This window comes from Streptomyces sp. NBC_00775, assembly GCF_036347135.1.
Lineage (GTDB): Bacteria > Actinomycetota > Actinomycetes > Streptomycetales > Streptomycetaceae > Streptomyces > Streptomyces lutosisoli.
The window spans coordinates 5,963,331-5,983,261 of the sequence record NZ_CP108938.1 but is presented as its reverse complement, the minus strand read 5'-3'; the positions used below and the strand labels follow the sequence as shown (position 1 = coordinate 5,983,261).

General features: G+C 69.1%; 20 protein-coding genes and 1 pseudogene. 11 read left to right on the top strand and 10 right to left on the bottom strand.

Annotation, left to right across the window (positions count from 1 at the left end):
- The first annotated feature begins 82 nt into the window (after positions 1 to 82).
- Entirely contained in the window at positions 83 to 571 is a 489-nt protein-coding gene (locus OIC96_RS26765) for a hypothetical protein (RefSeq protein WP_330305415.1), read from the top strand.
- 50 nt (positions 572 to 621) lie between these two features.
- Here the strand turns inward: OIC96_RS26765 and OIC96_RS26760 are convergent, their stop codons facing one another.
- Complete coding sequence (locus OIC96_RS26760) at positions 622 to 2,130, bottom strand: cellulase family glycosylhydrolase (RefSeq protein ID WP_330305416.1); 1,509 nt, start codon at positions 2,128 to 2,130, stop codon at positions 622 to 624.
- Between the two features lie 343 nt (positions 2,131 to 2,473).
- Between OIC96_RS26760 and OIC96_RS26755 the strand changes: the two genes are divergently transcribed.
- Positions 2,474 to 2,794: a carboxymuconolactone decarboxylase gene (locus OIC96_RS26755; protein WP_330305417.1), complete on the top strand. Its 321-nt coding sequence runs from the start codon at positions 2,474 to 2,476 to the stop codon at positions 2,792 to 2,794.
- Positions 2,795 to 2,855: 61 nt separating this feature from the next.
- On the opposite strand, the gene OIC96_RS26750 is transcribed toward OIC96_RS26755, so the two are convergent.
- Positions 2,856 to 3,833 (bottom strand): WD40 repeat domain-containing protein, encoded by a 978-nt coding sequence (locus OIC96_RS26750; protein ID WP_330305418.1) that lies wholly within the window; start codon positions 3,831 to 3,833, stop codon positions 2,856 to 2,858.
- A 132-nt stretch (positions 3,834 to 3,965) separates the two neighbouring features.
- Between OIC96_RS26750 and OIC96_RS26745 the strand changes: the two genes are divergently transcribed.
- The 3 genes from OIC96_RS26745 (at position 3,966) to OIC96_RS26735 (ending at position 5,982) form a co-directional block, all read left to right on the top strand.
- Positions 3,966 to 4,649, top strand: a complete 684-nt coding sequence (locus OIC96_RS26745; RefSeq protein ID WP_327429652.1) for an SGNH/GDSL hydrolase family protein — start codon at positions 3,966 to 3,968, stop codon at positions 4,647 to 4,649.
- 87 nt (positions 4,650 to 4,736) lie between these two features.
- Positions 4,737 to 5,336 (top strand): Uma2 family endonuclease, encoded by a 600-nt coding sequence (locus tag OIC96_RS26740; RefSeq protein ID WP_330305419.1) that lies wholly within the window; start codon positions 4,737 to 4,739, stop codon positions 5,334 to 5,336.
- 28 nt (positions 5,337 to 5,364) lie between these two features.
- Positions 5,365 to 5,982, top strand: a complete 618-nt coding sequence (locus tag OIC96_RS26735; RefSeq protein ID WP_330305420.1) for a GNAT family N-acetyltransferase — start codon at positions 5,365 to 5,367, stop codon at positions 5,980 to 5,982.
- A gap of 23 nt (positions 5,983 to 6,005) precedes the next feature.
- Here OIC96_RS26735 and OIC96_RS26730 read toward each other — a convergent pair whose 3' ends face one another.
- The 3 genes from OIC96_RS26730 to OIC96_RS26720 form a co-directional block, all read right to left on the bottom strand.
- A complete protein-coding gene (locus OIC96_RS26730) occupies positions 6,006 to 6,779 on the bottom strand; it encodes an SAM-dependent methyltransferase (RefSeq protein WP_330305421.1) in 774 nt (257 codons plus the stop codon).
- Positions 6,780 to 6,797: 18 nt separating this feature from the next.
- Positions 6,798 to 7,202, bottom strand: a complete 405-nt coding sequence (locus OIC96_RS26725) for a winged helix-turn-helix transcriptional regulator (protein ID WP_330305422.1) — start codon at positions 7,200 to 7,202, stop codon at positions 6,798 to 6,800.
- 94 nt (positions 7,203 to 7,296) lie between these two features.
- A complete protein-coding gene (locus tag OIC96_RS26720) occupies positions 7,297 to 8,832 on the bottom strand; it encodes an MFS transporter (RefSeq protein ID WP_330305423.1) in 1,536 nt (511 codons plus the stop codon).
- A gap of 390 nt (positions 8,833 to 9,222) precedes the next feature.
- Here OIC96_RS26720 and OIC96_RS26715 point away from each other — a divergent pair, with 390 nt between their 5' ends.
- The gene (locus OIC96_RS26715; protein ID WP_330305424.1) at positions 9,223 to 10,215 is read left to right on the top strand and encodes an aldo/keto reductase; all 993 of its coding nucleotides are present in this window, start codon (positions 9,223 to 9,225) and stop codon (positions 10,213 to 10,215) included.
- 230 nt (positions 10,216 to 10,445) lie between these two features.
- On the opposite strand, the gene thpR is transcribed toward OIC96_RS26715, so the two are convergent.
- On the bottom strand, positions 10,446 to 11,048 hold the full coding sequence (gene thpR / locus OIC96_RS26710) for an RNA 2',3'-cyclic phosphodiesterase (RefSeq protein ID WP_330305425.1): 603 nt from the start codon (positions 11,046 to 11,048) through the stop codon (positions 10,446 to 10,448).
- 48 nt (positions 11,049 to 11,096) lie between these two features.
- Between thpR and OIC96_RS49925 the strand changes: the two are divergent.
- Together OIC96_RS49925 and OIC96_RS26700 are read left to right on the top strand one after the other, a co-directional pair.
- Positions 11,097 to 11,342, top strand: a pseudogene (locus OIC96_RS49925) (bestrophin-like domain); the annotation flags it as partial.
- On the top strand, positions 11,333 to 11,785 hold the full coding sequence (locus OIC96_RS26700; protein WP_406501750.1) for a GNAT family N-acetyltransferase: 453 nt from the start codon (positions 11,333 to 11,335) through the stop codon (positions 11,783 to 11,785). The pseudogene OIC96_RS49925 and the gene OIC96_RS26700, both read left to right, overlap by 10 nt.
- 60 nt (positions 11,786 to 11,845) lie before the next feature.
- On the opposite strand, the gene OIC96_RS26695 is transcribed toward OIC96_RS26700, so the two are convergent.
- Positions 11,846 to 13,120, bottom strand: coding sequence for an MFS transporter (locus tag OIC96_RS26695; RefSeq protein WP_330310162.1), 1,275 nt, complete (start codon positions 13,118 to 13,120; stop codon positions 11,846 to 11,848).
- A 366-nt stretch (positions 13,121 to 13,486) separates the two neighbouring features.
- A complete protein-coding gene (locus OIC96_RS26690; RefSeq protein ID WP_330305427.1) occupies positions 13,487 to 13,924 on the bottom strand; it encodes a MarR family winged helix-turn-helix transcriptional regulator in 438 nt (145 codons plus the stop codon).
- A gap of 144 nt (positions 13,925 to 14,068) precedes the next feature.
- On the opposite strand from OIC96_RS26690, the gene OIC96_RS26685 reads away from it, so the two are divergent.
- Positions 14,069 to 14,251, top strand: coding sequence for a ribbon-helix-helix protein, CopG family (locus tag OIC96_RS26685; protein WP_327429666.1), 183 nt, complete (start codon positions 14,069 to 14,071; stop codon positions 14,249 to 14,251).
- 43 nt (positions 14,252 to 14,294) lie between these two features.
- On the opposite strand, the gene OIC96_RS26680 is transcribed toward OIC96_RS26685, so the two are convergent.
- Complete coding sequence (locus tag OIC96_RS26680) at positions 14,295 to 15,746, bottom strand: NCS2 family permease (RefSeq protein ID WP_330305428.1); 1,452 nt, start codon at positions 15,744 to 15,746, stop codon at positions 14,295 to 14,297.
- 264 nt (positions 15,747 to 16,010) lie between these two features.
- Between OIC96_RS26680 and OIC96_RS26675 the strand changes: the two genes are divergently transcribed.
- Positions 16,011 to 16,298 carry a DUF2530 domain-containing protein gene (locus OIC96_RS26675; RefSeq protein ID WP_327429668.1) on the top strand — a complete coding sequence of 96 codons (288 nt, stop codon included), beginning with the start codon at positions 16,011 to 16,013 and terminating at the stop codon, positions 16,296 to 16,298.
- Between the two features lie 112 nt (positions 16,299 to 16,410).
- Entirely contained in the window at positions 16,411 to 18,810 is a 2,400-nt protein-coding gene (locus OIC96_RS26670) for a cation-translocating P-type ATPase (RefSeq protein WP_330305429.1), read from the top strand.
- Positions 18,811 to 18,937: 127 nt separating this feature from the next.
- Here the strand turns inward: OIC96_RS26670 and OIC96_RS26665 are convergent, their stop codons facing one another.
- Positions 18,938 to 19,870 (bottom strand): hypothetical protein, encoded by a 933-nt coding sequence (locus OIC96_RS26665; RefSeq protein WP_330305430.1) that lies wholly within the window; start codon positions 19,868 to 19,870, stop codon positions 18,938 to 18,940.
- Between the last annotated feature and the right edge of the window lie 61 nt (positions 19,871 to 19,931).

Sequence of the window (19,931 nt, the reverse complement as noted above, 5' to 3'; positions counted from 1 at the left end):
TGAGTCCCCTCCATCGCGCGCCCGACACTGTGTGCCCCATGGGCCCGCATCGGGCCGTGCGACGGAGGGGACTGCGGGGGACATGAACAGACCGATACCGGGCATGGTGCAGGTGGCCGTACGGCACATCGTCAGCGACCAGGTCTCCGGCGGCGTGGTCCGGCCGGCGACGCGCTCGGTCAGCTGGCGCGACAGCCGTTTCCAGGTGCGCCGGCCGCAGACAGGCAAGCAGAAGGTGGAGCTGACCTGCCCGGTGTGCGAGACCGCCCTGGTGGCGGAGGTGCACGCCGAGTCACGCACCCGCCGGGCCGCCGCCGTGTACCTCGTCCTGGCAGCACTGTCCGTGGTCGTCTTCGTCGCCGCGCTCGCCTACGCGGTCCACCAGGGCGGCAAGACCCTGCCCGAAGGCCAGTCGTACCCGGCCTTGTTCCCCTTCAGCATCCTCGCGATCTTCGCGACGTTCGTGGCCGGGCCCCTGTTCTACCTGCGCGGCCGCCACCACAACGGCGTCAGCCTGCTCAACGCGCCCATGTTCCGCGGCAAGCACGCGCTCCTGCCGGTCAGGAGCTGAGCCCCGGATACGGCGACCAGGGCGCCCGGCACACACCGGACGCCCTTTTCTCATGCCGCCGTGCACGTCACGCTCGGTACACCCCCGCCCCCGGGCGCGCCGCCGAACCCGAAGTCGGCCGAACCGCCGACCGCGATCGCACCGTTGTGGGCGGCGTTCACCGCCGTCACGGTCGAACCGCTCTGGGTGTACGACGCGTTCCACATGTTCGTCACCTGCTGGGACCCGCTCCAGGTCCACGTCACCTTCCAGGAACTGATCGCGCTCGTCCCCGTGTTGGTCACCTTCACCGCGGCGTTGAACCCGCTGCCCCAGTCGCTGCTGACGGTGTACGCGGCGCTGCAGGCGGCCGTACTCCCGCCACCGCCGCCGCCCCCGCCACCCGCACCAGTACTGGGAAACAGCGGCGCTTTGACGCTCGCCAGATACCCGTCCTTCACCGTGTCCACGCTCACCCAGTCGTCCTTCAGAATCCCGCCCGTGTCACCGGAGTTGGGATTCCACGACCAGAACGTCCACTGGAACGAGTCCGCCCCGTACGTCGACGTCGGCCGCAGGTAGCTCACCAGCGCCGCCAGCCACTTCTGGTCCACCGTCGACGCCAGCGTCGTACCGAACTCGCCCACCCACACGGGCGCGATGTTCTGCTTGAACAGATAACCCCAGTACTTGTCCCACACCCCCGGCATGTTGTCCGGGAACGACGGATCGCTGAACCAGCTCTGTTGCGCGACGCTCGTCGCGTAGTCGTGCGCGGAGTACACGACCCTGTTCGCCACGTTCAGCTGCACCGGGTACTGCCCGGCACCCATCAGGTTGCCGCCCCACCAGCCGGAGACACCGGCATACGTCTGCACGCCTTCCACGAAGATCAGCAGATCCGGGTTGACGGACAGCACGGCGTTCCCGGCCCGCTGCGCGGCCAGCCGCCAGTCCGTCGCCGTGTCGCCGCAGCCCCAACAGGCGGGATCGTGCGGCTCGTTGTGCAGGTCGATGCCGATGACGGTGTCCTGTCCGGCGTAACGCGCCGCAAGGGCCTTCAGGTCAGTGATCCACGTCGACTCCGGGACGGCGGAGGTGTACCAGAGCGCCGACTGGCCGCCCGCGTCGGGCCGGTGCCGGTCGAGGATGACCTTGAGGCCGTCCTGGCCGGCGTACGTCACCAGCTTGTCCATGACCTGGAGGGAGTTGAGGCCCTGGAGGTCGGCGTTCTTGCCGCTGGAGAAGTCGATGCTGTTGGGGACCGTGCCGCTTTTGAAGATGTCGTCGCTGTAGGGCAGCCGGATCGTGTTGTAGCCCAGCGACTTCATCTGGTCGATCATGCTCTTGTAGTCGCGCGACCAGAGGCCGTGGACGACGTAGTTGCCGGTCTCGAAGCCGAACCAGTTGATCCCGGCGATGCGTACGGGCTGGCCCGCGGCGTCGAGGATCTGGCGGCCGCTGGTGTGCCAGTAACCGGCGCCGGGAGCCACGGCGGCGCCCGCCGACTGGACGCCCGCCAGCGGTAACAGGAGCGCGGCGGCAGCGACGCACAGCGCTCTTCGCAAGCTGCGGAACATGTGCGGGTTCCTCTCGGGGAGGCGCGGCCCCGGAACAGGATGGGAGCGCTCCCATGCGCCGCGTACCCTCCATGGAACGGATGGCGCATGGACACGTCAAGCCCTGTGACGGGGTTGCCCTCCCCCGACAGGCAGCGCGCGAGCCTGGTCGGGTCGGGCCAGAGGGCACGGGTGTGCGTGGTTGGCACCCTGCCTGGTGCGGCCCGCTCGGTTTCGAGCCGCCGTTCTCGAGATGCACTCGGAGCCGAACGTCCCTACGGTCGAGCACAGGACTTTCGACGCAGCGGATCTCTTCCTGCCACTGACGCGTCGGCACCCACACACCCCCAGGAGCTGACCCAGCATGACGACCTCATCCGACACTCCTGTCCTCGACACCCTGGCCGCCATGACCCTCGACTCGATCGAGCGCTGCGGACTGTCCCCGGACATGCTCATCCTCACCCGCATCGCCGCGCTCGTTTCCATCGACGCACCGCCGGTGTCCTACCTCGCCCACATCGACCCCGCCATCAAGGCCAACCTGACCGCGAGCCAGGTACAGGATGTGCTGGTCGCGATCGCGCCGATCGTCGGCACCGCCCGGGTCATGTCGGCGGCCGCCCACATCACCGAGGCCCTCGGATTCGCCATCGCCGTGGCCGAGGACGAAACCGGGGCGTAGACGCCCTGCCCAGAGCTCGCGAATGACCAGCTCGGACCCACGCTTGGCGGGCGGCGCGGACTCAGCTCCTGCGGAGCAGCCTCCGAAGGCCGAACCCCGCGCCCAGGACGACGGCGACAGCGAGCGCGCCGAACTTGACGCTGCCGCCCAAGCCGTCGCCGCTGCCGTCCGCGCTCGCCGAACTCCCGCCCTTCGAGGGTGACTCGGACCCGGACCCGCTGGACCCGGGCGCACTCTCCGGCTGCACACCGCTGTCGGCGCCCTCGCTCCCGTACATGAGCTTCGTCCCGTCCGCGCTGTACGTGATCGACTCGCCCTGCCCCTGCAAGGGAACGTTCAGCCGCCCCTGCCGCTTGATCTTCCCGCCGTTCCACGTGTACGCGATCCCGCCGAAGTACCCGCGTACGGCGAGCTGCTTGCCGTCGGGCGAGAAGGCGCCGTCGGTGACCCAGAGGTCGATGGTGGCGACGGGCTTGAAGACGTTCGTGCCGGTGGAGGAGAGCTGGGCGGGGCCCTCGTAGAGGTGGCCGCCGTCCTCGTCCTTGTCGGCGATGTAGACGCGCCCGGTCTTCGGGTGCACCATCAGCGCCTCCGCGTTGCGGGGCCCGTCCGCGTACTTCACGACGTACTGCGTGGCGTGGATCGTCTGGTCCTTGAGCACCTTGGGCTCGGGCAGCTTGTAGATCCAGACGTACGGCCACTTGCCGCCGAGGTTGTCGCCGATGTCGCCGACGTAGAGGTCGCCGTCGGGCCCGATGGAGATGGCCTCGACGTCGCGCGGGGCGCCGACCCCGGTCATGGTGATCGTGGCGACGGTCTTTCCCGTGCTGCTGTCGACGGCGTACAAGTAGGCCCCGTCGTCACTGTCGTTGTGGGTCCAGTAGATGCCGGGGTGGGCGTGCGATGCGGCGAGGCCGCTGGACTCGGTGATCCTCGGGTCCTTGATCGTGAACCCGTCGTCCCCGCTGTCCGCGACGGCCGGCGCCGCCAGGGCGACGACGAGGAGGGCTCCGGCGAGGAACGAAGGCGATCGGCGCATGGCCCCAAGCCTGCCATCCCGGCCGACCGTTCACGTCACCCTCACCCACGGTTCACAGGTCGGGCCGGGCGCGTGTCCAGCCTCACACCCCCACGGCCCGGGACACCCCCGCTGATCGTCCATGATGAGCGGATGCTCAGGTTCATGCCCGTCGGCGACTCCATGACGATCGGTAGCGCGGGCGAACACACATGGCGTTACCGAATGTGGCAGCACCTGCGCGCGACGTGCGGGGGCCCGTTCAAGATCGTCGGCCCTCGCGAGACGCTCTACGACAAGGCGACGGACTCCCCCGACTCGTACGAGTACGCCGACCCGGACTTCCCCCGCGCCCACCTCGCCGGCTGGGGCGAGGGCTGGCTCCACATGGCCCCGCTGATCCGCGAGGCGGTGCGCGCGCAGCGGGCGGATGTCCTGCTGGTCTCCCTGGGCCTGATCGACCTCGGCTTCTACACGAACGCGGCCCAGACGGCGGAGAACGCCCGCACCTTCATCGCCGAGGCCCGCGCCGCGAACCCCCGCGTCCGCATGGTCCTGCTCCCGGTGATACCGAACGTCCGCGCCGAGTCCGACGCCCCCTTCGCCGCCGAGGTCGCCTCCTTCAACGAGCTCCTCGCCAAGACGGTCGCCGATCTCGACGAACCCCGCTCGCCGCTTCTGCTGGCGTCGCCGCCGGCCTCGTACGACATCACTTTCGACACGTACGACGGCACGCACCCTAACGCGAGCGGCGAGCACAAGATCGCGGAGGGGTTCGCGGAGGCCATGTACCAGGCGTGGGACCTGGGCGAGCCGTACACGGCCGAAACCGCCTGACCGAATCCCGGCGTGCCCTGGTCACCGTGCGTATCGTTGTACTGCGCGGCTGTACTCGTGCGGAGGCAGCCGGGGAGGAGCGCCACGATGACCGTCCTTGAAGACAGGATCGCGATGGCCGACAGCATCGACAGCGATGCCGGGCTCACGCTCGACGTCATGTTCGAGGCTCTGGAGAAGATGCCCGTCCCCGAGGGTTACAAGGTCGAGATCGTCGGGGGGAACATCTACATGGCGCCTCAGCGGGACATCCACTGGCAGATCATTCGCCGGATCGTGCGGGCGTTGGAAGACAAGTTCGGCATGAACGTGAACGTCCTCTCCGACGTGCGCATCGATTTTCCCGGCAAGCTGAACGGCTTCGCCCCGGACGTGGCGAAGCTCCGCGACGGGTCGGAGACGAGTCCCGAGGGGCGTTGGCAGTACGAGGACGTGGAATTCGTCGCCGAGGTGATCTCCAAGAAGACCGCCGCCAAGGACTACGGTCCCAAGAAGCTCACCTACGCCCTCGCCGAGGTCCCCGTCTACCTCATCGTCGACCCCTACCAGCACAGGTGCCGCCTGTTCACTCAGCCCAAGGACGGCGACTACACGACTGAGACGAAAGTCGCGTTCGGCGCCGCAGTGGACCTCACCAACACCGTGGTTGGCCTCACGCTCCACACCGAGGATTTCCCCCGCGACTAACCCGCGGAGCGTATGGCACGATGCCGCGATGATCGCCAACTCCCCCATACCCCCCGTCGTCCCGGCAGGTCACCTGGCCCGGCACCCACAACCGGTGCTCGAACTCCCCCATGAGCTGGGCCTGGAGCTGCGCCCCTGGCGCCCCAGCGACGCGGACGCCCTGCTGGCCGCCGGCCAGGACCCGGCCATCCGCCAGTGGAACCTCTTCCAGGTGGCGTCACCGGAGGAAGCCCGCCAGAGGATCGAGCGCATGCACGAGCGCTGGCAGGCCGAGCAGGGCGCGATCTGGGCGATCGCACGGTCGGACGGTGACGGTGACGGCGAGGCCGTAGGGCTCATCGGCTGGAACGGTATCGACCTCACCGGTGGCAGCGCCGAGATCGTCTACTGGATCCTGCCCGCGGCCCGTGGCGGCGGTGTCGCCGTCGAGGCCGTGAAGCGCCTCAGCGGGTGGGCCCTGGAGGAGCTCGGGCTGCACCGGCTGCGGCTGTGCCACTCGGTGGCCAACCCGGCGTCGTGCCGTGTGGCGGCCAAGGCCGGATACGCCCTCGAAGGCACCCAGCGCGGCGCGCTGCTGCACGCGGACGGCTGGCACGACCAGCACCTGCACGCGCTCGTCCAGGGTGACCCGTTGGGCGCGGGGTGACACCGGGTATGTCCTGAGTCCGGCTAGGTCCGGACGGCGGTCACCAGCGCGAAGGAGAGGTGTGCGCCCGCGTCGGCGGTCAGCATGTCGATGACGGGCTGGTGCGCGGCCCGCGCCTTGGGCAGGTGCTCCGCGCATGCCCGGGTCCACAGCAGCCAGTCCCGCCAGGCATCCTCCTGGAGCCGCGCGGACGTCACCGTCACCAGCTCGGTGATCTCCCACTGGAACCGCCACCACTCGGCGGTGTGCCAGGCGATCGCCTCCCATCCGACCAGGGCCTTGATGTGCGCGGGAATCGCCCCCATCTCCCGGACCTCGCGCGTCAACGCGGGTGTGGCGATGCCCAGTTGGCCGCCGGGGCGCAGGAATCGCACCAGATACGGCAGGTAGTTGTCCGCCGTGCCGAAGTACTCGAACGCGTCGATGCTGACGATCGCGTCGAAACTCCCCTCCTCGAAGGGGAGTTGATGCGCCTCGGCCCGTACGGCCTCCACCTGGCCGTCGACGCCCGCCGCCGCGAAGACGGCCGCCGCCTCCTCCGCCCCGACCCACCAGTCGGCCGCGACGACATCGACGCCGTACTCCCGTGCGAGGAACACCGACGTCGCCCCCTTCCCGGACCCGAGGTCGAGGACCCGCATGCCCGGCCGCAGGTCCAGGTCCTGGGCGAGGTCCTCCAGCAGCCACAGGGGGTTCGGGCCCATGTCGAGGCCGAGCAGCCAGGCGGGGTCGTAGGCGGAGGAGCGGGGATAGCGGTCCGGGCGTACGAGTGCGCTGAGTGCGTCGGGTGCGGTCACGGGGACGAGCCAAGCGGATCAGGGGGTGTGGGACAACTGGGTTTCGCCGGGCGGGAGTTGGCCGGTGCCCCGATCGTCCCGCTGTTCGGCGTACGGCGGCAGGTGGTCCTCCGCCCAGTACGCGAGGGCGGCCAGCGGGATGAGGAAGGCCCTGCCGTGTGCGGTGAGGGCGTACTGGGAGCGGGCCGGTGGGCCGGGGAGCACGGTGCGGGTGAGGAGGCCCGCGGTGGCCAGTTCATGGAGGCGGTCGGCGAGCATGCGGTCGCTGATGCCGGGCACCCGCTCGCGTACCTGGCCGAAGCCCGCCGGGCCCTTGGCGAGTGCGGCGAGGACCAGGCCGTTCCAGCGCTTGCCGAGGAGGGCGAAGGCCCGGGTGAGGGCGGCGATGACCGGCGGGGGTTCGAGGTGCGGTTGGTCGCTCATCGGGTACTCCAGTGGCGCGAAGACCACGCCCCGCCGTCCCGCGCGGGACGGCGGGGCGTGGTCTTCGCGCCGGTTCGTCGTAGTGGGGTGAACGTCAGCCCATGTGGACGGGGGCCGCGCCCTCGACGTGCTGCTGCTTCCCGGCGTTGACGGCCAGGGCGGTGACGGCCAGTCCCGCCAGGAACATGCCGGCGGCCGCGGCGAACGCCACGGTGTAGCCGTGGGTCACCGCGTCACCCGCCTTGGCGACCAGGGCGAAGTCCTTGGTGGCCAGGCCCCGGTAGAGGGACCCGGCGGCCTCGGGCAGCTGGTCGTCGGCCGCCGATGTGGAGAGGGTCGACAGGACGGCGAGACCGAGGGCGCCGCCGATCTGCTGGGCGGTGTTCAGCAGCGCCGAGGCGATGCCGGTGTCCTCGTGCGACACGCCGCTCACCGCACCGAGGGTCATCGGCACGAAGCTCATGCCGAGCCCGAGCGCGGTGACGAACATGGCGGGCATCAGATGCCCGGCATACGACGAGTCCGGCTCCAGCGTCGCGAACCAGAACATGCCGACCGCCGCCACCAGCAGCCCCGGCCCGGCGATCACCCGCGGGGCGACCTGGGCGACCAGCTTCGAGCTGACGCCCGCGGCCACCGCCATTCCAAAACTGAACGGCAGATAGGCGAACCCGGTCCTGACCGGGCTGTAGCCGAGAATCAGCTGCATATACAGCGTGAGGAAATAGAAGGTGGCGAACATACCGGCGCCGATGAAGAGCATCGTGGCGTAACTGCCCCACCGGTTACGGTCCTTGAACAGCCGCAGCGGCATCATCGGGTTCGTGATCCGCGCCTGGAGCCGGAGGAAGGCGACCAGCAGCACGGCCGCCGCCGCGAAGGAGGCCAGCGTGAGCCCGTTGGTCCACCCGTGCTCACCGCCGCGCGTGATGCCGTAGACGAGAGCGATCAGCCCACCCGTGCCGGTGATGGCGCCGGGCACGTCGAGGCGCCCCGGGTGCCGCTCGGCCTCGACGAGGGTCCGCGTCCCCGCCAGCACCGCGAGCCCGATGGGGATGTTGACGAAGAACACCCACCGCCAGTCCAGTACGTCGGTGAGCGTGCCGCCCAGCAGCAGGCCGACGGTGGCGCCGACACCGCCCATGGCCGCGTACACACCCATGGCCGTGTTGCGCGGCTTGCCCGCCGGGAACGTCGTGGTGATCAGCGCCAGCGCACTGGGCGCGGCCAGCGCGGCGCCGACGCCCTGCAGAATACGGGCGGCGATCAGCAGGCCCTCGTTCGGCGCGAGCCCGCCGAGCAGCGAGGCCAGCGTGAAGACGGCGATACCGGCCTGGAACATCTTCCGCCGCCCGAACAGGTCACCCGCCTTGCCACCGAGCAGCAGCAGCCCGCCGAAGGCCAGCGCGTACGAGTTGACGACCCACGCCAGGTTCGCGTCGGAGACACCGAGGTCGGTCTGGATGGCGGGCAGGGCGATGTTGGTGATCGTGGCGTCGAGAACGACCATCAGCTGGGCCGCGGCGATCACGACGAGGGCGAGTCCGAGATGTCGGCCACCGGAAGCGGGGCCGGAGGTGTCCGGCCCCACCGGGGCAATGACAGCCGTGCTGTCGGCAGACGCAGACATGGAAATACTCCAAAGGTGGGCTGGAAACATTTCCCCGGAGAGAGAAAGCGACCCGAAAAGTCAACTTCCATTCCGAGAGAGAAGCCGGGGCGAACGGAATCCGACGAAACGGGACGCCCACACAATGCAATCCGGGGTGAGGTGCCGACACGGCACAACTCGCACCCCGGGACGGGTCTCCACCCTAACAGCCACGGCTCGTTGGAGCCGACGTAATTCTCGGCAATCCAATGTGGTGCTTCTCGCGCTTGACGAACCCCAGGGTTTTGTGAGCACAGCAATAAAGCGGCGCGGAATGTGCTCACACTTTCCCGGAAAAAGCAAAGTGGCGCCCTGCCTTGAGCGTGCTCTCTTGCCTTGAGCGTGCTCTAAGGAGTTGGCTAAGGAGTCATGAGGTACACGCAGCTCGGACGCACGGGACTCAAGGTCAGCCGACTGGTTCTCGGCACGATGAACTTCGGTCCGCAGACCGATGAGGCCGACAGCCACGCCATCATGGACGCGGCGCTGGACTCAGGGATCAACTACTTCGACACCGCGAACGTGTACGGCTGGGGCGAGAACAAGGGCCGTACGGAAGAGATCATCGGGAACTGGTTCGCCAAGGGCGGCGACCGCCGCGACAAGACGGTCCTCGCCACCAAGGTGTACGGCAACATGGCCGCCGACGGCGACCCGTGGCCCAACCACGACAAGCTCTCCGCGCTGAACATCCGGCGCGCGGTCGAGGCGTCGCTGAAGCGGCTCCAGACCGACTACATCGACGTCTACCAGTTCCACCACGTCGACCGCAGCACGCCCTTCGAGGAGATCTGGCAGGCGATCGACACCCTCATCCAGCAGGGCAAGATCCTCTACGTCGGGTCCTCCAACTTCCCCGGCTACAAGATCGCCCAGGCCAACGAGACCGCCGCCCGCCGCGGCGGCACCATCGGCCTCGTCAGCGAGCAGTGCCTCTACAACCTCGCCGAGCGGCGCGCCGAGATGGAGGTCATCCCGGCCGCGCAGGAGTACGGACTCGGGGTCATCCCCTGGTCCCCGCTGCACGGCGGTGTACTGGGCGGGATCATCAAGAAGGAGGTCACGGGCGGGCGCCGCGCCTCCGGCCGGGCCGCCGACACCCTGGCCAACCCTTCCTCCCGCGCACAGATCCAGTCGTACGAGGACCTGCTCGACAAGCACGGCATCGAGCCCGGCGAAGCCGCCCTGGCCTGGCTGCTCACCCGCCCCGGCGTCACCGGCCCGATCGTCGGCCCCCGCACGGCCGAGCAGCTGGAGTCCGCCGTGAGGGCCGTGGAACTGGAGCTGAGCGACGACCTGCTGACCTCGCTCGACGAGATCTTCCCGGGCCCGGGCCCGTCGCCGGAGGCGTTCGCCTGGTAAAAGAGGCGCCGACAGGAGCGCCCCTTTTAGGGGCGCGGGGAACTGCGCGACCAGCCACAGCCGGCCGGCAGTCAAAGAACAACCCGCAGCTCCCCGGCTCCACCCAGCGGAGCGCAGCGGTGGCGGTCGGGTATTACCTGACCGCCGCCGCCACCGCCACCACGACGAACATCAGCACAAGCACACCGGCCATGATCCGGTTACGGGTCTTCGGGTTCACGCCATCGAGGTTAACCGCCCCCCGTTCCAGCTCCCGTTCCGGCCCCCGCGCCCACCCCCAGCGCCCAGCTCGCCAGCGTCTCGTAGCGAGGCTGTTCCCCCCGCACCCCCGACTTCGGCAGATGGCTGCGGACGAGACACAGCTCACCCACCGTCCACTCCCGCCCGGCAAAGGCGCCCAGGACAGTGACGTACGCCTTGAAGTCGGCGACGGCACGACTGCGGGCCACCGTCAGATGCGCGCGGTACCGCCGGTGCTCCCCCGTCGCGACGCCCGCCTTCCTGGCCGCCGCCTCCGCCCGGCCGGCCAGCAGCCTCAGGGCCGCCACGTCACCCGCCGCGCCCACCCACAGCGCCCGCCCGCCGAAGTGGCCGCCGCCGCGCAGGGAGAGCGGGAACGGGTCCGTACGGTGGGCCGCGCGCGCCAGCCGTTCCGAGAGGTCCGGGACGATCTCCTCGTCCACCTCGCCGTAGAAGGCGAGCGTGAAGTGCCAGCCGGGGCGGCCCGTCCAGCGCAGGTCGTGCGCGCCCGGCAGCCGCTCCAACTCGTCGACTTCCGTGGCGAGTTCGCGGATCACGTCGTCCGGAGGCAGCACCGCCGCAAACAGTCTCATGACGTCACCCTTCCAGGGAATGGATCACCGGGCGACCCTCCCCGCACCATGGAGGTATCCACGTACATAGGTGGATGTGTACGTCGACGGGGGGAACGTCGTATGCCCATGCTCGGGATCCTGCTGCTCCTGGTCTGCTCGGCGGCGGCCACCGCGGCGCTGTTCGCCGTCGCCCGGGTCATGCCGCTGGCGAAGCGGAAGCCGAACAACGAGGTGCTGGGGTTCGTGTACGCGCAGGTCGGGGTGATCTACGCGGTCGTCCTCGCGATGGTGGTCGTCGGGGTGTGGGAGTCCCGCTCCCAGGCGCACGAGAACACGTACACGGAGACGAACGCCCTGCTCCAGATCGCCTGGTTCAGCACCCCGAGGCAGTGGAGCAGGTGCGGCGGATCCTCGCCGAGGGCACCCCGTGGATCGCGGAGATCGACGGCGAACCGGCGGGCACGATGACGCTGACCGGTCGGCCGGGGCCGGAGGTCGCCCCCGCCGGCGAACCCGAGCTGTATGTGCACTCCCTGGTCACCGACCGCCGGTTCGCGGGGCGCGGGGTCGGCGGCGCGCTCCTCGCCCATGCCGTCGACGAGGCGCGCCGCCACGGCGTGTCCCTGCTGCGGCTCGACTGCTACGCGGGCGGCGACGGCAGGCTCGTCGCGTACTACGAGGGCAACGGCTTCACCCCGACGGAGACCTTCACCGTCGGCGACTGGCCGGGCCAGGTGCTGGCCCGGCGCTTGTAGTCCGCCAGTCCGGCCAAGGCCCGGCCGAGGTCCGGCCAAGGCCCCCCGGAGGTGTCCGGCCTATGCCGCTGCCGTGGCCAGCTCCCGCTGCTCCTTCGGGACGAAGCGGACCTGCGGGTGGCCGTGGTGCCAGCCGACCGAGAGGCGGAGGCCGCCGACACGGGACAGGACCAGGCCGATGGTGACCGCGGCCGCCGCCGAGATCAGGCCGCCGAGGGCGAACCCGACGCGCGGGCCGTAGGCGTCGGTGACCCAGCCGACGAGGGGCGCGCCCAGGGGCGATCCGCCCATGAAGACCATCATGAACAGCGCCATGACCCGGCCGCGCATGGCGGGGTCGGTGGCCATCTGGACCGAGGTGTTCGCGGTGACGTTGACCGTCATCCCGAAGATCCCGATCGGGATCATGAGCAGGGAGAAGAGCCACAGCGACGGGGCCACGGCAGCCACCACCTCCAGCAGGCCGAAAGCCACGGCCGCCGCGATCAGGACGCGCAGCCGGGCCGTGCCGCGACGGGCGGCGAGCAGCGCGCCGGCCAGCGAGCCGAGCGCCATCAGCGTGTTGAAGAGGCTGTACGCGCCGGCGCCCGCGTCGAAGATGTCGTCCGCGTACGCCGACAGCCAGACCGGGAAGTTGAAGCCGAAGGTGCCGATGAAGCCGATGAGGACGATCGGCCAGATCAGTTCAGGGCGGCCGGCGACGTAGTGGAGTCCCGCGCGGAGCTGGCCCTTGCCGCGCGGCGCCCGCTTGACCACGTGCAGTTCGCGGGAGCGCATCAGCAGCAGGCTCGCGAGGGGGGCCACGAAGGACAGGCCGTTGAAGAGGAAGGCCCAGCCGGTGCCGACGCCGGTGATCAGCAGGCCCGCCACCGCGGGGCCGACCAGGCGGGCGGACTGGAAGTTCGCCGAGTTCAGGCTGACCGCGTTCTGCAGCTGGCCGGGGCCGACCATCTCGGCGACGAAGGTCTGGCGGGCCGGGTTGTCGACGACCGTGGCCATACCGACGGCGAAGGCCGCCAGGTAGACGTGCCACACCTGGACATGGCCGGAGAGGGTGAGGAAGGCGAGCGCGAGGCCGGTGAGGGCCATCGCCGTCTGGGTCACGAGCAGCGTGGGCCGCTTGGGGAGACGGTCGACGAGGACACCGCCGTACAGCCCGAAGAGCAGCATCGGCAGGAACTGCAGCGCGGTGGTGATACCGACCGCGGCGGACGAGCCGGTCAGGCTCAGCACCAGCCAGTCCTGGGCGATCCGCTGCATCCAGGTGCCGGTGTTGGAGACGACCTGGCCCAGGAAGAAGAGGCGGTAGTTCCTGATCTTCAGCGAGCTGAACATCGAGGAGGAGGGGGACGAGCCGGGCGATCCTGTCGATCCGGAGGAGCCGGCCGAGCCGGTTGATCCGGTGGCGTCGGAAGAGTCGGCGGGCCTGGAAGAGTCAGCGGACACGGAAACTCCGGTGGACACGGAAGCGCCGGTGGAACGGTCGGGGGCGGGCGGGGAGTCGTGGGCGGCTGGTGCGGGGGCGGAATCTGCTCCGGGTCCCGTACTCAACAGGGCTCGCCTCCTAGGCAGTCGTTGACGTCGGCGTCATGGGACGGCGTCGGCGCTCTTCTTTTTCTCGGCGGCTTCCTCGGCGGCTTTCTCGCAAGCCTTCGTGGAAGCTTCTTGGCGGCGGCCCTCCCGGGAGAGAGCCGCCAGGGGTCACAGTTGTGCGAGCTTCTCCAGGACGGGGGCGGCCTCGCGGACCTTCGCCCATTCGTCCTCGTCGAGGGCCTCGACCAGTCCGGCCAGGAACGCGTTCCGCTTGCGGCGGCTCTCTTCGAGCATCGCCTCGGCCTTGTCGGTCTGCGTGACGACCTTCTGGCGCCGGTCCTCGGGGTGCGGCTCCAGCCTGACCAGCTCCTTGGCTTCGAGCAACGCGACGATGCGCGTCATCGAGGGCGGCTGCACATGCTCCTTGCGGGCGAGCTCGCCCGGCGTGGCGGTGCCGCAGCGGGCAAGGGTGCCGAGCACCGACATCTCGGTGGGGCTCAGCGACTCGTCGACCCGCTGGTGCTTGAGTCGACGCGACAACCGCATCACTGCGGAGCGCAAGGCGTTCACGGCGGCCTCGTCGTCGCCATGGGTGAGGTCAGGCATGTTCTTTAGCGTAACTCATTACTCTCGCTAAAGACCACCGGGGTGCCCGTGAACCGCGCCACTGAACCTCGACATCACTCATATGAGTGAGCCCGCTGCGGAAAGTGACCCCTCACCCGCCGGGGTCCGGCGACCCTCGACTCCATGGGGACCAGCGTGCTCAGCCTGCGGATAGACGGGGAGCTGCTCGACCGGCTCCGAAACCACGCCGCCAAACGCGGAATGAGCGTCCAGGACTATGTCGTCCGAACGCTCATTCGCGATGACTTCGACGAGCGGTTCCAGTCCGCGGTCGAGGAGACGGAGAAGTTCTACGGGGTCACATGAGCCCGGAACACCGGGGTACGTGAGGCCCGTACGCCATGACCGATCAGGTCAGACCCAGCGCCGGCATCAGGTAGTAGAAGCCGAACACCGCCGCGACCACGTACATCGCGACCGGGACCTCACGGCCACGCCCCGCGGCGAGGCGCAGCACCACGAAGGTGATGAAGCCCATGCCGATGCCGTTCGTGATCGAGTACGTGAACGGCATCATCACCATCGTCACGAAGGCCGGCATGGCGATCGTGTAGTCCGCCCAGTCGATCTCCTTGACCGAGTGGGACATGATCAGGAAGCCGACCGCGATGAGCGCGGGCGTGGCGGCCTGGGACGGGACCATCGTGGCGACGGGGGTCAGGAAGAGGGCCACGGCGAAGAGCGCGCCGGTGATGACGTTCGCGAAGCCGGTGCGGGCTCCCTCGCCGACGCCCGCCGTGGACTCCACGAAGCAGGTGGTGGCCGAGGAGGAGGTGGCGCCGCCCGCGGCGACGGCGATGCCGTCGACGAAGAGGACCTTGTTGATGCCGGGCATCTGACCCTCCGCGTCGGTCAGCTTGGCCTCGTCGCTGATGCCCATGATCGTGCCCATCGCGTCGAAGAAGGTCGACAGCAGCACGGTGAAGACGAAGAGGGTGCCGGTCAGCACGCCGACCTTGTCGAAGCCGCCGAAGAGGCTGACCTTGCCGACGAGCCCGAAGTCCGGGGTGGCGACCGGGTTACCGGGCCACTTCGGGGTGGTCAGACCCCAGGACGGGATCGTGGCGACGGCGTTGATGATCACCGCGACGACCGTCATCGTGACGATCGAGATCAGGATCGCGCCGGGCACCTTGCGCACCATCAGCGCGAGCGTGAACAGCGTGCCGAGGATGAAGACCAGCACGGGCCAGCCGTTGAGGTGGCCGTCCGAGCCGAGCTGGAGCGGCACAGTCGTCTGCGCGACGTCCGGGATGCGGGTGACGAAGCCGGAGTCGACCAGGCCGATCAGCATGATGAACAGGCCGATACCGATCGCGATGCCCTTGCGCAGGCCGAGCGGCACGGCGTTCATGACGCGCTCACGCAGACCGGTGGCGACAAGGAGCATCACGATGAAACCGGCCAGCACCACCATGCCCATGGCGTCCGGCCAGGACATCCGGGGGGCGAGCTGGAGCGCGACGACGGTGTTCACACCCAGGCCCGCCGCCAGCGCGATCGGCACGTTGCCGATGACGCCCATGAGAAGCGTGGTGAAGGCCGCGGTCAGAGCGGTCGCGGTGACCAGCTGGCCGTTGTCCAGGTGGTTCCCGTACATGTCTTTCGCGCTGCCCAGGATGATCGGGTTCAGCACGATGATGTAGGCCATCGCGAAGAAGGTGGCGAGACCGCCGCGGATCTCGCGCGGGATGCTGGAGCCCCGCTCGGAGATCTTGAAGTAGCGGTCGAGGGCACCCTGCGCGGGCCGGGGCTCCGGCTGCTGGGGGGCGGAGGCCTTGGTGGCGGCCGAGGTGGACATGCGTGACCTCAAACGTGCAGGGGGATGGGGGAAACGTGATCAAGTCTCGCCAGCGCTCGATCACCAACAGGTTTCCCCCATGTTGCTGTTGGTGTTTCGTACGAATACAACTGGCCAGACTCAGGCTGTTTCAGTATGAACATATGAGGTCGAATTCGCTATCTCCGCGCGTAGACACTTGGTATACAAGGGCGGCTCGGGTGCGCGCACCGGCTCGTACGGCCGCACGCGACCGCCGGTCCGGGACCCTCGTAAGCTGTGCACATGGCGAAGTGGACCCCCAAGCACGAGGCGCCGGAGCCCCTGGAGGGCCCGATCGTCGCCACCATCACGGGCGGCACGATTCTTTGGTTCGTCCTCTTCCTGGTGCAGCTGCCGTTCTACGGCTGGTTCGACGACCACGGGCACCTGTGGTGGCTGTGGACCTGCCTGGCCGGCGCGGGTCTCGGCCTGATCGGCATCTGGTACGTCCGGGGCCGCGACGCCGCACTCAAGCGGGCCGCCGCCGAGGCCGCCGCCGAAGCGGAGCGCTCGGCCCCTGCTGCGGAGTAACCAGCTCCCCCTACACCCACGGCATCACTCCCCGCCGTCGCCGTCCTCCCCTGGTCGGATCTTTGGCGCACTCGGCAGGTGAAGCCGTATATCCGCACGTACCGTCGAATGCATGACGCACATCGACGCGGGCGCCGAACTCGATCCCGTTCACCCCGTGCCCATACCGCACACGCGGCAGGTGCGGGGACTGTCCGCCGCCGAGGTCGCCGAGCGGATCGCGCGGGGCGAGGTGAACGACGTCCCCGTGCGCAGCAGCCGCTCCCTGCGCGAGATCGTCAAGGCCAACGTCTTCACACGCTTCAACGCGATCATCGGCGTGCTCTGGCTGATCATGCTGTTCGTGGCGCCGTTCCAGGACAGCCTGTTCGGGTACGTGATCATCGCCAACACCGGGATCGGCATCATCCAGGAGTGGCGGGCCAAGAAGACCCTGGACTCGCTCGCGGTGATCGGCGAGGCGAAACCGACCGTACGCAGGGACGGGGTCGCCACCGAGGTCAGCACGTCGGAGATCGTGCTCGGGGATCTGATCGAGATCGGGCCCGGCGACAAGATCGTCGTCGACGGCAGCTGCGCCGAGGCCGACGGCCTGGAGATCGACGAGTCACTGCTCACCGGTGAGGCCGACCCGGTGGTCAAGCACCCCGGCGACGAGGTGATGTCGGGCTCCTTCGTGGTCGCGGGTGGCGGCGCCTTCACCGCGACGAAGGTGGGCCGGGAGGCCTACGCGGCGCAGCTGGCCGAAGAGGCCTCGCGCTTCACCCTCGTCCACTCCGAGCTGCGGTCCGGTATCTCCACGATCCTCAAGTACGTGACGTGGATGATGATCCCGACCGCGATCGGCCTGGTCATCAGCCAGCTCGTCGTCAAGCAGCACGATTTCAAGGAATCCATCGCGCGGACGGTCGGCGGAATCGTGCCGATGGTCCCCGAGGGACTGGTCCTCCTCACCTCCGTGGCCTTCGCGATCGGCGTCATCCGCCTTGGCCGAAAACAGTGCCTCGTGCAGGAACTCCCCGCCATCGAGGGCCTCGCCCGCATCGACACCGTCTGCCTGGACAAGACCGGCACCCTCACCGAGGGCGGCATGGACGTCACCGAGCTGCGGCCGCTCCAGGGCGCCGACGAGTCGTACGTACGCAGGGTCCTCGGCGCGCTCGGCGAATCGGACCCGCGGCCGAACGCCTCCCTCCAGGCGATCATCGCCGCCTACCCGGACAGCGAGGAGTGGCGCTGCACCGAGTCGCTGCCCTTCTCCTCGGCCCGCAAGTACAGCGGAGCGTCCTTCAGCGAGGGCAACGGCGAGTCGAGCACATGGCTGCTCGGCGCCCCCGACGTCCTGCTGCCCGCCGGGGATCCGGCGCTCGCCGAGACCGAGCGGCTGAACGAGGCGGGGCTGCGGGTGCTGCTGCTCTCCCGCGCGACCCGTGATCTGGACGGCCCGGAGGTCAAGCTCGACGCCAGGCCCACCGCCCTGGTCGTCCTGGAGCAGCGGCTGCGCCCGGACGCGGCGGAGACCCTGCGCTACTTCGCCGAGCAGGACGTCAAGGCGAAGGTCATCTCCGGCGACAACGCGGTGTCGGTGGGCGCGGTGGCCGGGAAGCTCGGGCTCACCGGCTCCGTCGTGGACGCGCGCCATCTCCCCGACGAGAAGGAGGAGATGGCGAAGTCGCTGGACAAGGGGACGGTGTTCGGGCGGGTCACCCCGCAGCAGAAGCGGGACATGGTGGGCGCGCTGCAGTCGCACGGGCACACGGTGGCGATGACGGGCGACGGCGTGAACGACGTACTGGCCCTGAAGGACGCCGACATCGGCGTGTCCATGGGCTCGGGCTCGGAGGCCACCCGGGCGGTGGCCCAGATCGTCCTCCTCAACAACAGCTTCTCGACGCTGCCCTCGGTGGTCGCGGAGGGCCGCAGGGTCATCGGGAACATCACCCGGGTCGCGACCCTCTTCCTGGTGAAGACGGTCTACTCGGTGCTGCTGGCCATCCTGGTGGTGTGCTGGCAGGTCGAATACCCCTTCCTGCCACGGCACTTGACCCTTCTCTCCACCCTGACCATCGGCATCCCGGCCTTCTTCCTCGCGCTCGCCCCCAACAAGGAGCGCGCGCAACCCCACTTCGTACGGCGGGTCATGCGGTACTCGATCCCGGGCGGGGTCGTCGCCGGAGTGGCCACCTTCGTGACCTATCTGATCGCCCGTCACTACTACACGGGCGAGGGCTCGTTGGACGCGGAGACGAGCGCCGCGACGCTGACGCTCTTCCTGATCTCGATGTGGGTGCTCGTGATCATCGCCCGGCCGTACACCTGGTGGCGGGTCTGCCTCGTCGCCGCGATGGGCGGGGCGTTCCTGCTGGTGCTCGTGGTGCCGGGTCTGCAGCACTTCTTCGCGCTGAAACTGGTCGGCGAGACGATGCCGTGGATCGCGGTGGGGATCTCGGCGGTGGCGGCGGCCGTCCTGGAGTTCCTGTGGAGGTGGGTCGACCGCCGTTTCCCGGCTTGAAACGCGGTTTCCCCGCGCTCCTGGATGGGGCGCGGGGAAACCACACGGAGTTCGCGACTACTGCCGACTGCCTCTGTCGCTGCTACTGCTGTTGCTGCTACTGCTGTTGCTACTACTGCTGTTGCTACTACTGCACGTCGACGTAGTCACCCGTGGCCTTGACGGCCGGGGTGGTCGCGGTGCCCGCGAAGGAGTAGCGGAAGTAACCGTCGACGGAGGCCGTCGTGGTCGTCTTCAGGTTGCCCGTGCTGTCCGTCTTGATGGTCTTGACGGTGGTGTAGGTGTCGCTGCCCTTCTTGCGGAACTGCAGCTGCACCGACTGGCCGGTGTAACCCGCGTACTTGTGGGTCTCCCAGTTGGCGCGGGACAGCTTGCCCGTCACCGTGATGGTCTTGCCCTTCTTCACCGGCTCCGGCGAGGCGTTGACCGTCAGCTTGGAGTAGCGCTGCAGCTTGGTGGTGGCCAGCGCGTCCTGCTCGACGTAGCCGACCTTGCTCCAGTCGACGTCGTCAGCGGTGATGTCGACGCCGTTGAGCGCGACCGCGTAGCCGATGGCCTTCCAGGTGGCGGCGTCGGCGTTGACCAGGTCGGTGTCCGGGTAGACGTCGATGGTGCCCTTGCAGGTGGCGGCCGTCGTCGAGGTCGCGGTGCAGACCGGGAGGTCGTCGCCGAACAGGATGCTGTCCGGCTCCTCGTAGGAACCGCGGTAGATCTCCATGTCCAGGATGAAGTCGTCGGCGGTGATGTCGACGTCGGCGGCGTGCGTGATGTTGAAGGTGACCGGGGCGGTGACCTTGTTGGCGATGCCCGCGACGATCGGCTTGCCGTTGTTGACCTTCACGGCGGAGAAGGACAGGTCGAGCGCGTAGGGCGTGCCGGTGTCGGCAGCCGAAGAGGTGCTGAACGCGGTCTTGCCGGACGCGGCGTGGGCGGCTTCCTGCACCTTGGCGACGTCCGCGCGGGAGGCGGCGGAGGCGTCGGCGGCGTGGGCGCCCGGAACGGCGAAGGCGGAGAGGGCCAGGGCGCCGGAGACGGCGGCCACGGTGGCACGTATGCGCATGCGATCCCCAAGTGGAGAAAGGGGCCCCGGTGGTGGTCGTTCCTCACGGCTCGTCGTCGCA

Bases quoted from the DNA above. Each gene is read 5' to 3' on its own strand.
- OIC96_RS26735 (WP_330305420.1), top strand. From the start codon at position 5,365: ATGATCGCCAACTCCCCCATACCCCCCGTCGTCCCGGCAGGTCACCTG.
- OIC96_RS26760 (WP_330305416.1), bottom strand. From the start codon at position 2,130: ATGTTCCGCAGCTTGCGAAGAGCGCTGTGCGTCGCTGCCGCCGCGCTC.
- OIC96_RS26740 (WP_330305419.1), top strand. From the start codon at position 4,737: ATGACCGTCCTTGAAGACAGGATCGCGATGGCCGACAGCATCGACAGC.
- OIC96_RS26670 (WP_330305429.1), top strand. From the start codon at position 16,411: ATGACGCACATCGACGCGGGCGCCGAACTCGATCCCGTTCACCCCGTG.
- OIC96_RS26685 (WP_327429666.1), top strand. From the start codon at position 14,069: ATGGGGACCAGCGTGCTCAGCCTGCGGATAGACGGGGAGCTGCTCGAC.
- OIC96_RS26665 (WP_330305430.1), bottom strand. From the start codon at position 19,870: ATGCGCATACGTGCCACCGTGGCCGCCGTCTCCGGCGCCCTGGCCCTC.
- OIC96_RS26680 (WP_330305428.1), bottom strand. From the start codon at position 15,746: ATGTCCACCTCGGCCGCCACCAAGGCCTCCGCCCCCCAGCAGCCGGAG.
- OIC96_RS26755 (WP_330305417.1), top strand. From the start codon at position 2,474: ATGACGACCTCATCCGACACTCCTGTCCTCGACACCCTGGCCGCCATG.
- OIC96_RS26750 (WP_330305418.1), bottom strand. From the start codon at position 3,833: ATGCGCCGATCGCCTTCGTTCCTCGCCGGAGCCCTCCTCGTCGTCGCC.
- OIC96_RS26715 (WP_330305424.1), top strand. From the start codon at position 9,223: ATGAGGTACACGCAGCTCGGACGCACGGGACTCAAGGTCAGCCGACTG.
- OIC96_RS26745 (WP_327429652.1), top strand. From the start codon at position 3,966: ATGCTCAGGTTCATGCCCGTCGGCGACTCCATGACGATCGGTAGCGCG.
- OIC96_RS26725 (WP_330305422.1), bottom strand. From the start codon at position 7,202: ATGAGCGACCAACCGCACCTCGAACCCCCGCCGGTCATCGCCGCCCTC.
- OIC96_RS26765 (WP_330305415.1), top strand. From the start codon at position 83: ATGAACAGACCGATACCGGGCATGGTGCAGGTGGCCGTACGGCACATC.
- thpR (WP_330305425.1), bottom strand. From the start codon at position 11,048: ATGAGACTGTTTGCGGCGGTGCTGCCTCCGGACGACGTGATCCGCGAA.
- OIC96_RS26720 (WP_330305423.1), bottom strand. From the start codon at position 8,832: ATGTCTGCGTCTGCCGACAGCACGGCTGTCATTGCCCCGGTGGGGCCG.
- OIC96_RS26695 (WP_330310162.1), bottom strand. From the start codon at position 13,120: ATGTTCAGCTCGCTGAAGATCAGGAACTACCGCCTCTTCTTCCTGGGC.
- OIC96_RS26675 (WP_327429668.1), top strand. From the start codon at position 16,011: ATGGCGAAGTGGACCCCCAAGCACGAGGCGCCGGAGCCCCTGGAGGGC.
- OIC96_RS26690 (WP_330305427.1), bottom strand. From the start codon at position 13,924: ATGCCTGACCTCACCCATGGCGACGACGAGGCCGCCGTGAACGCCTTG.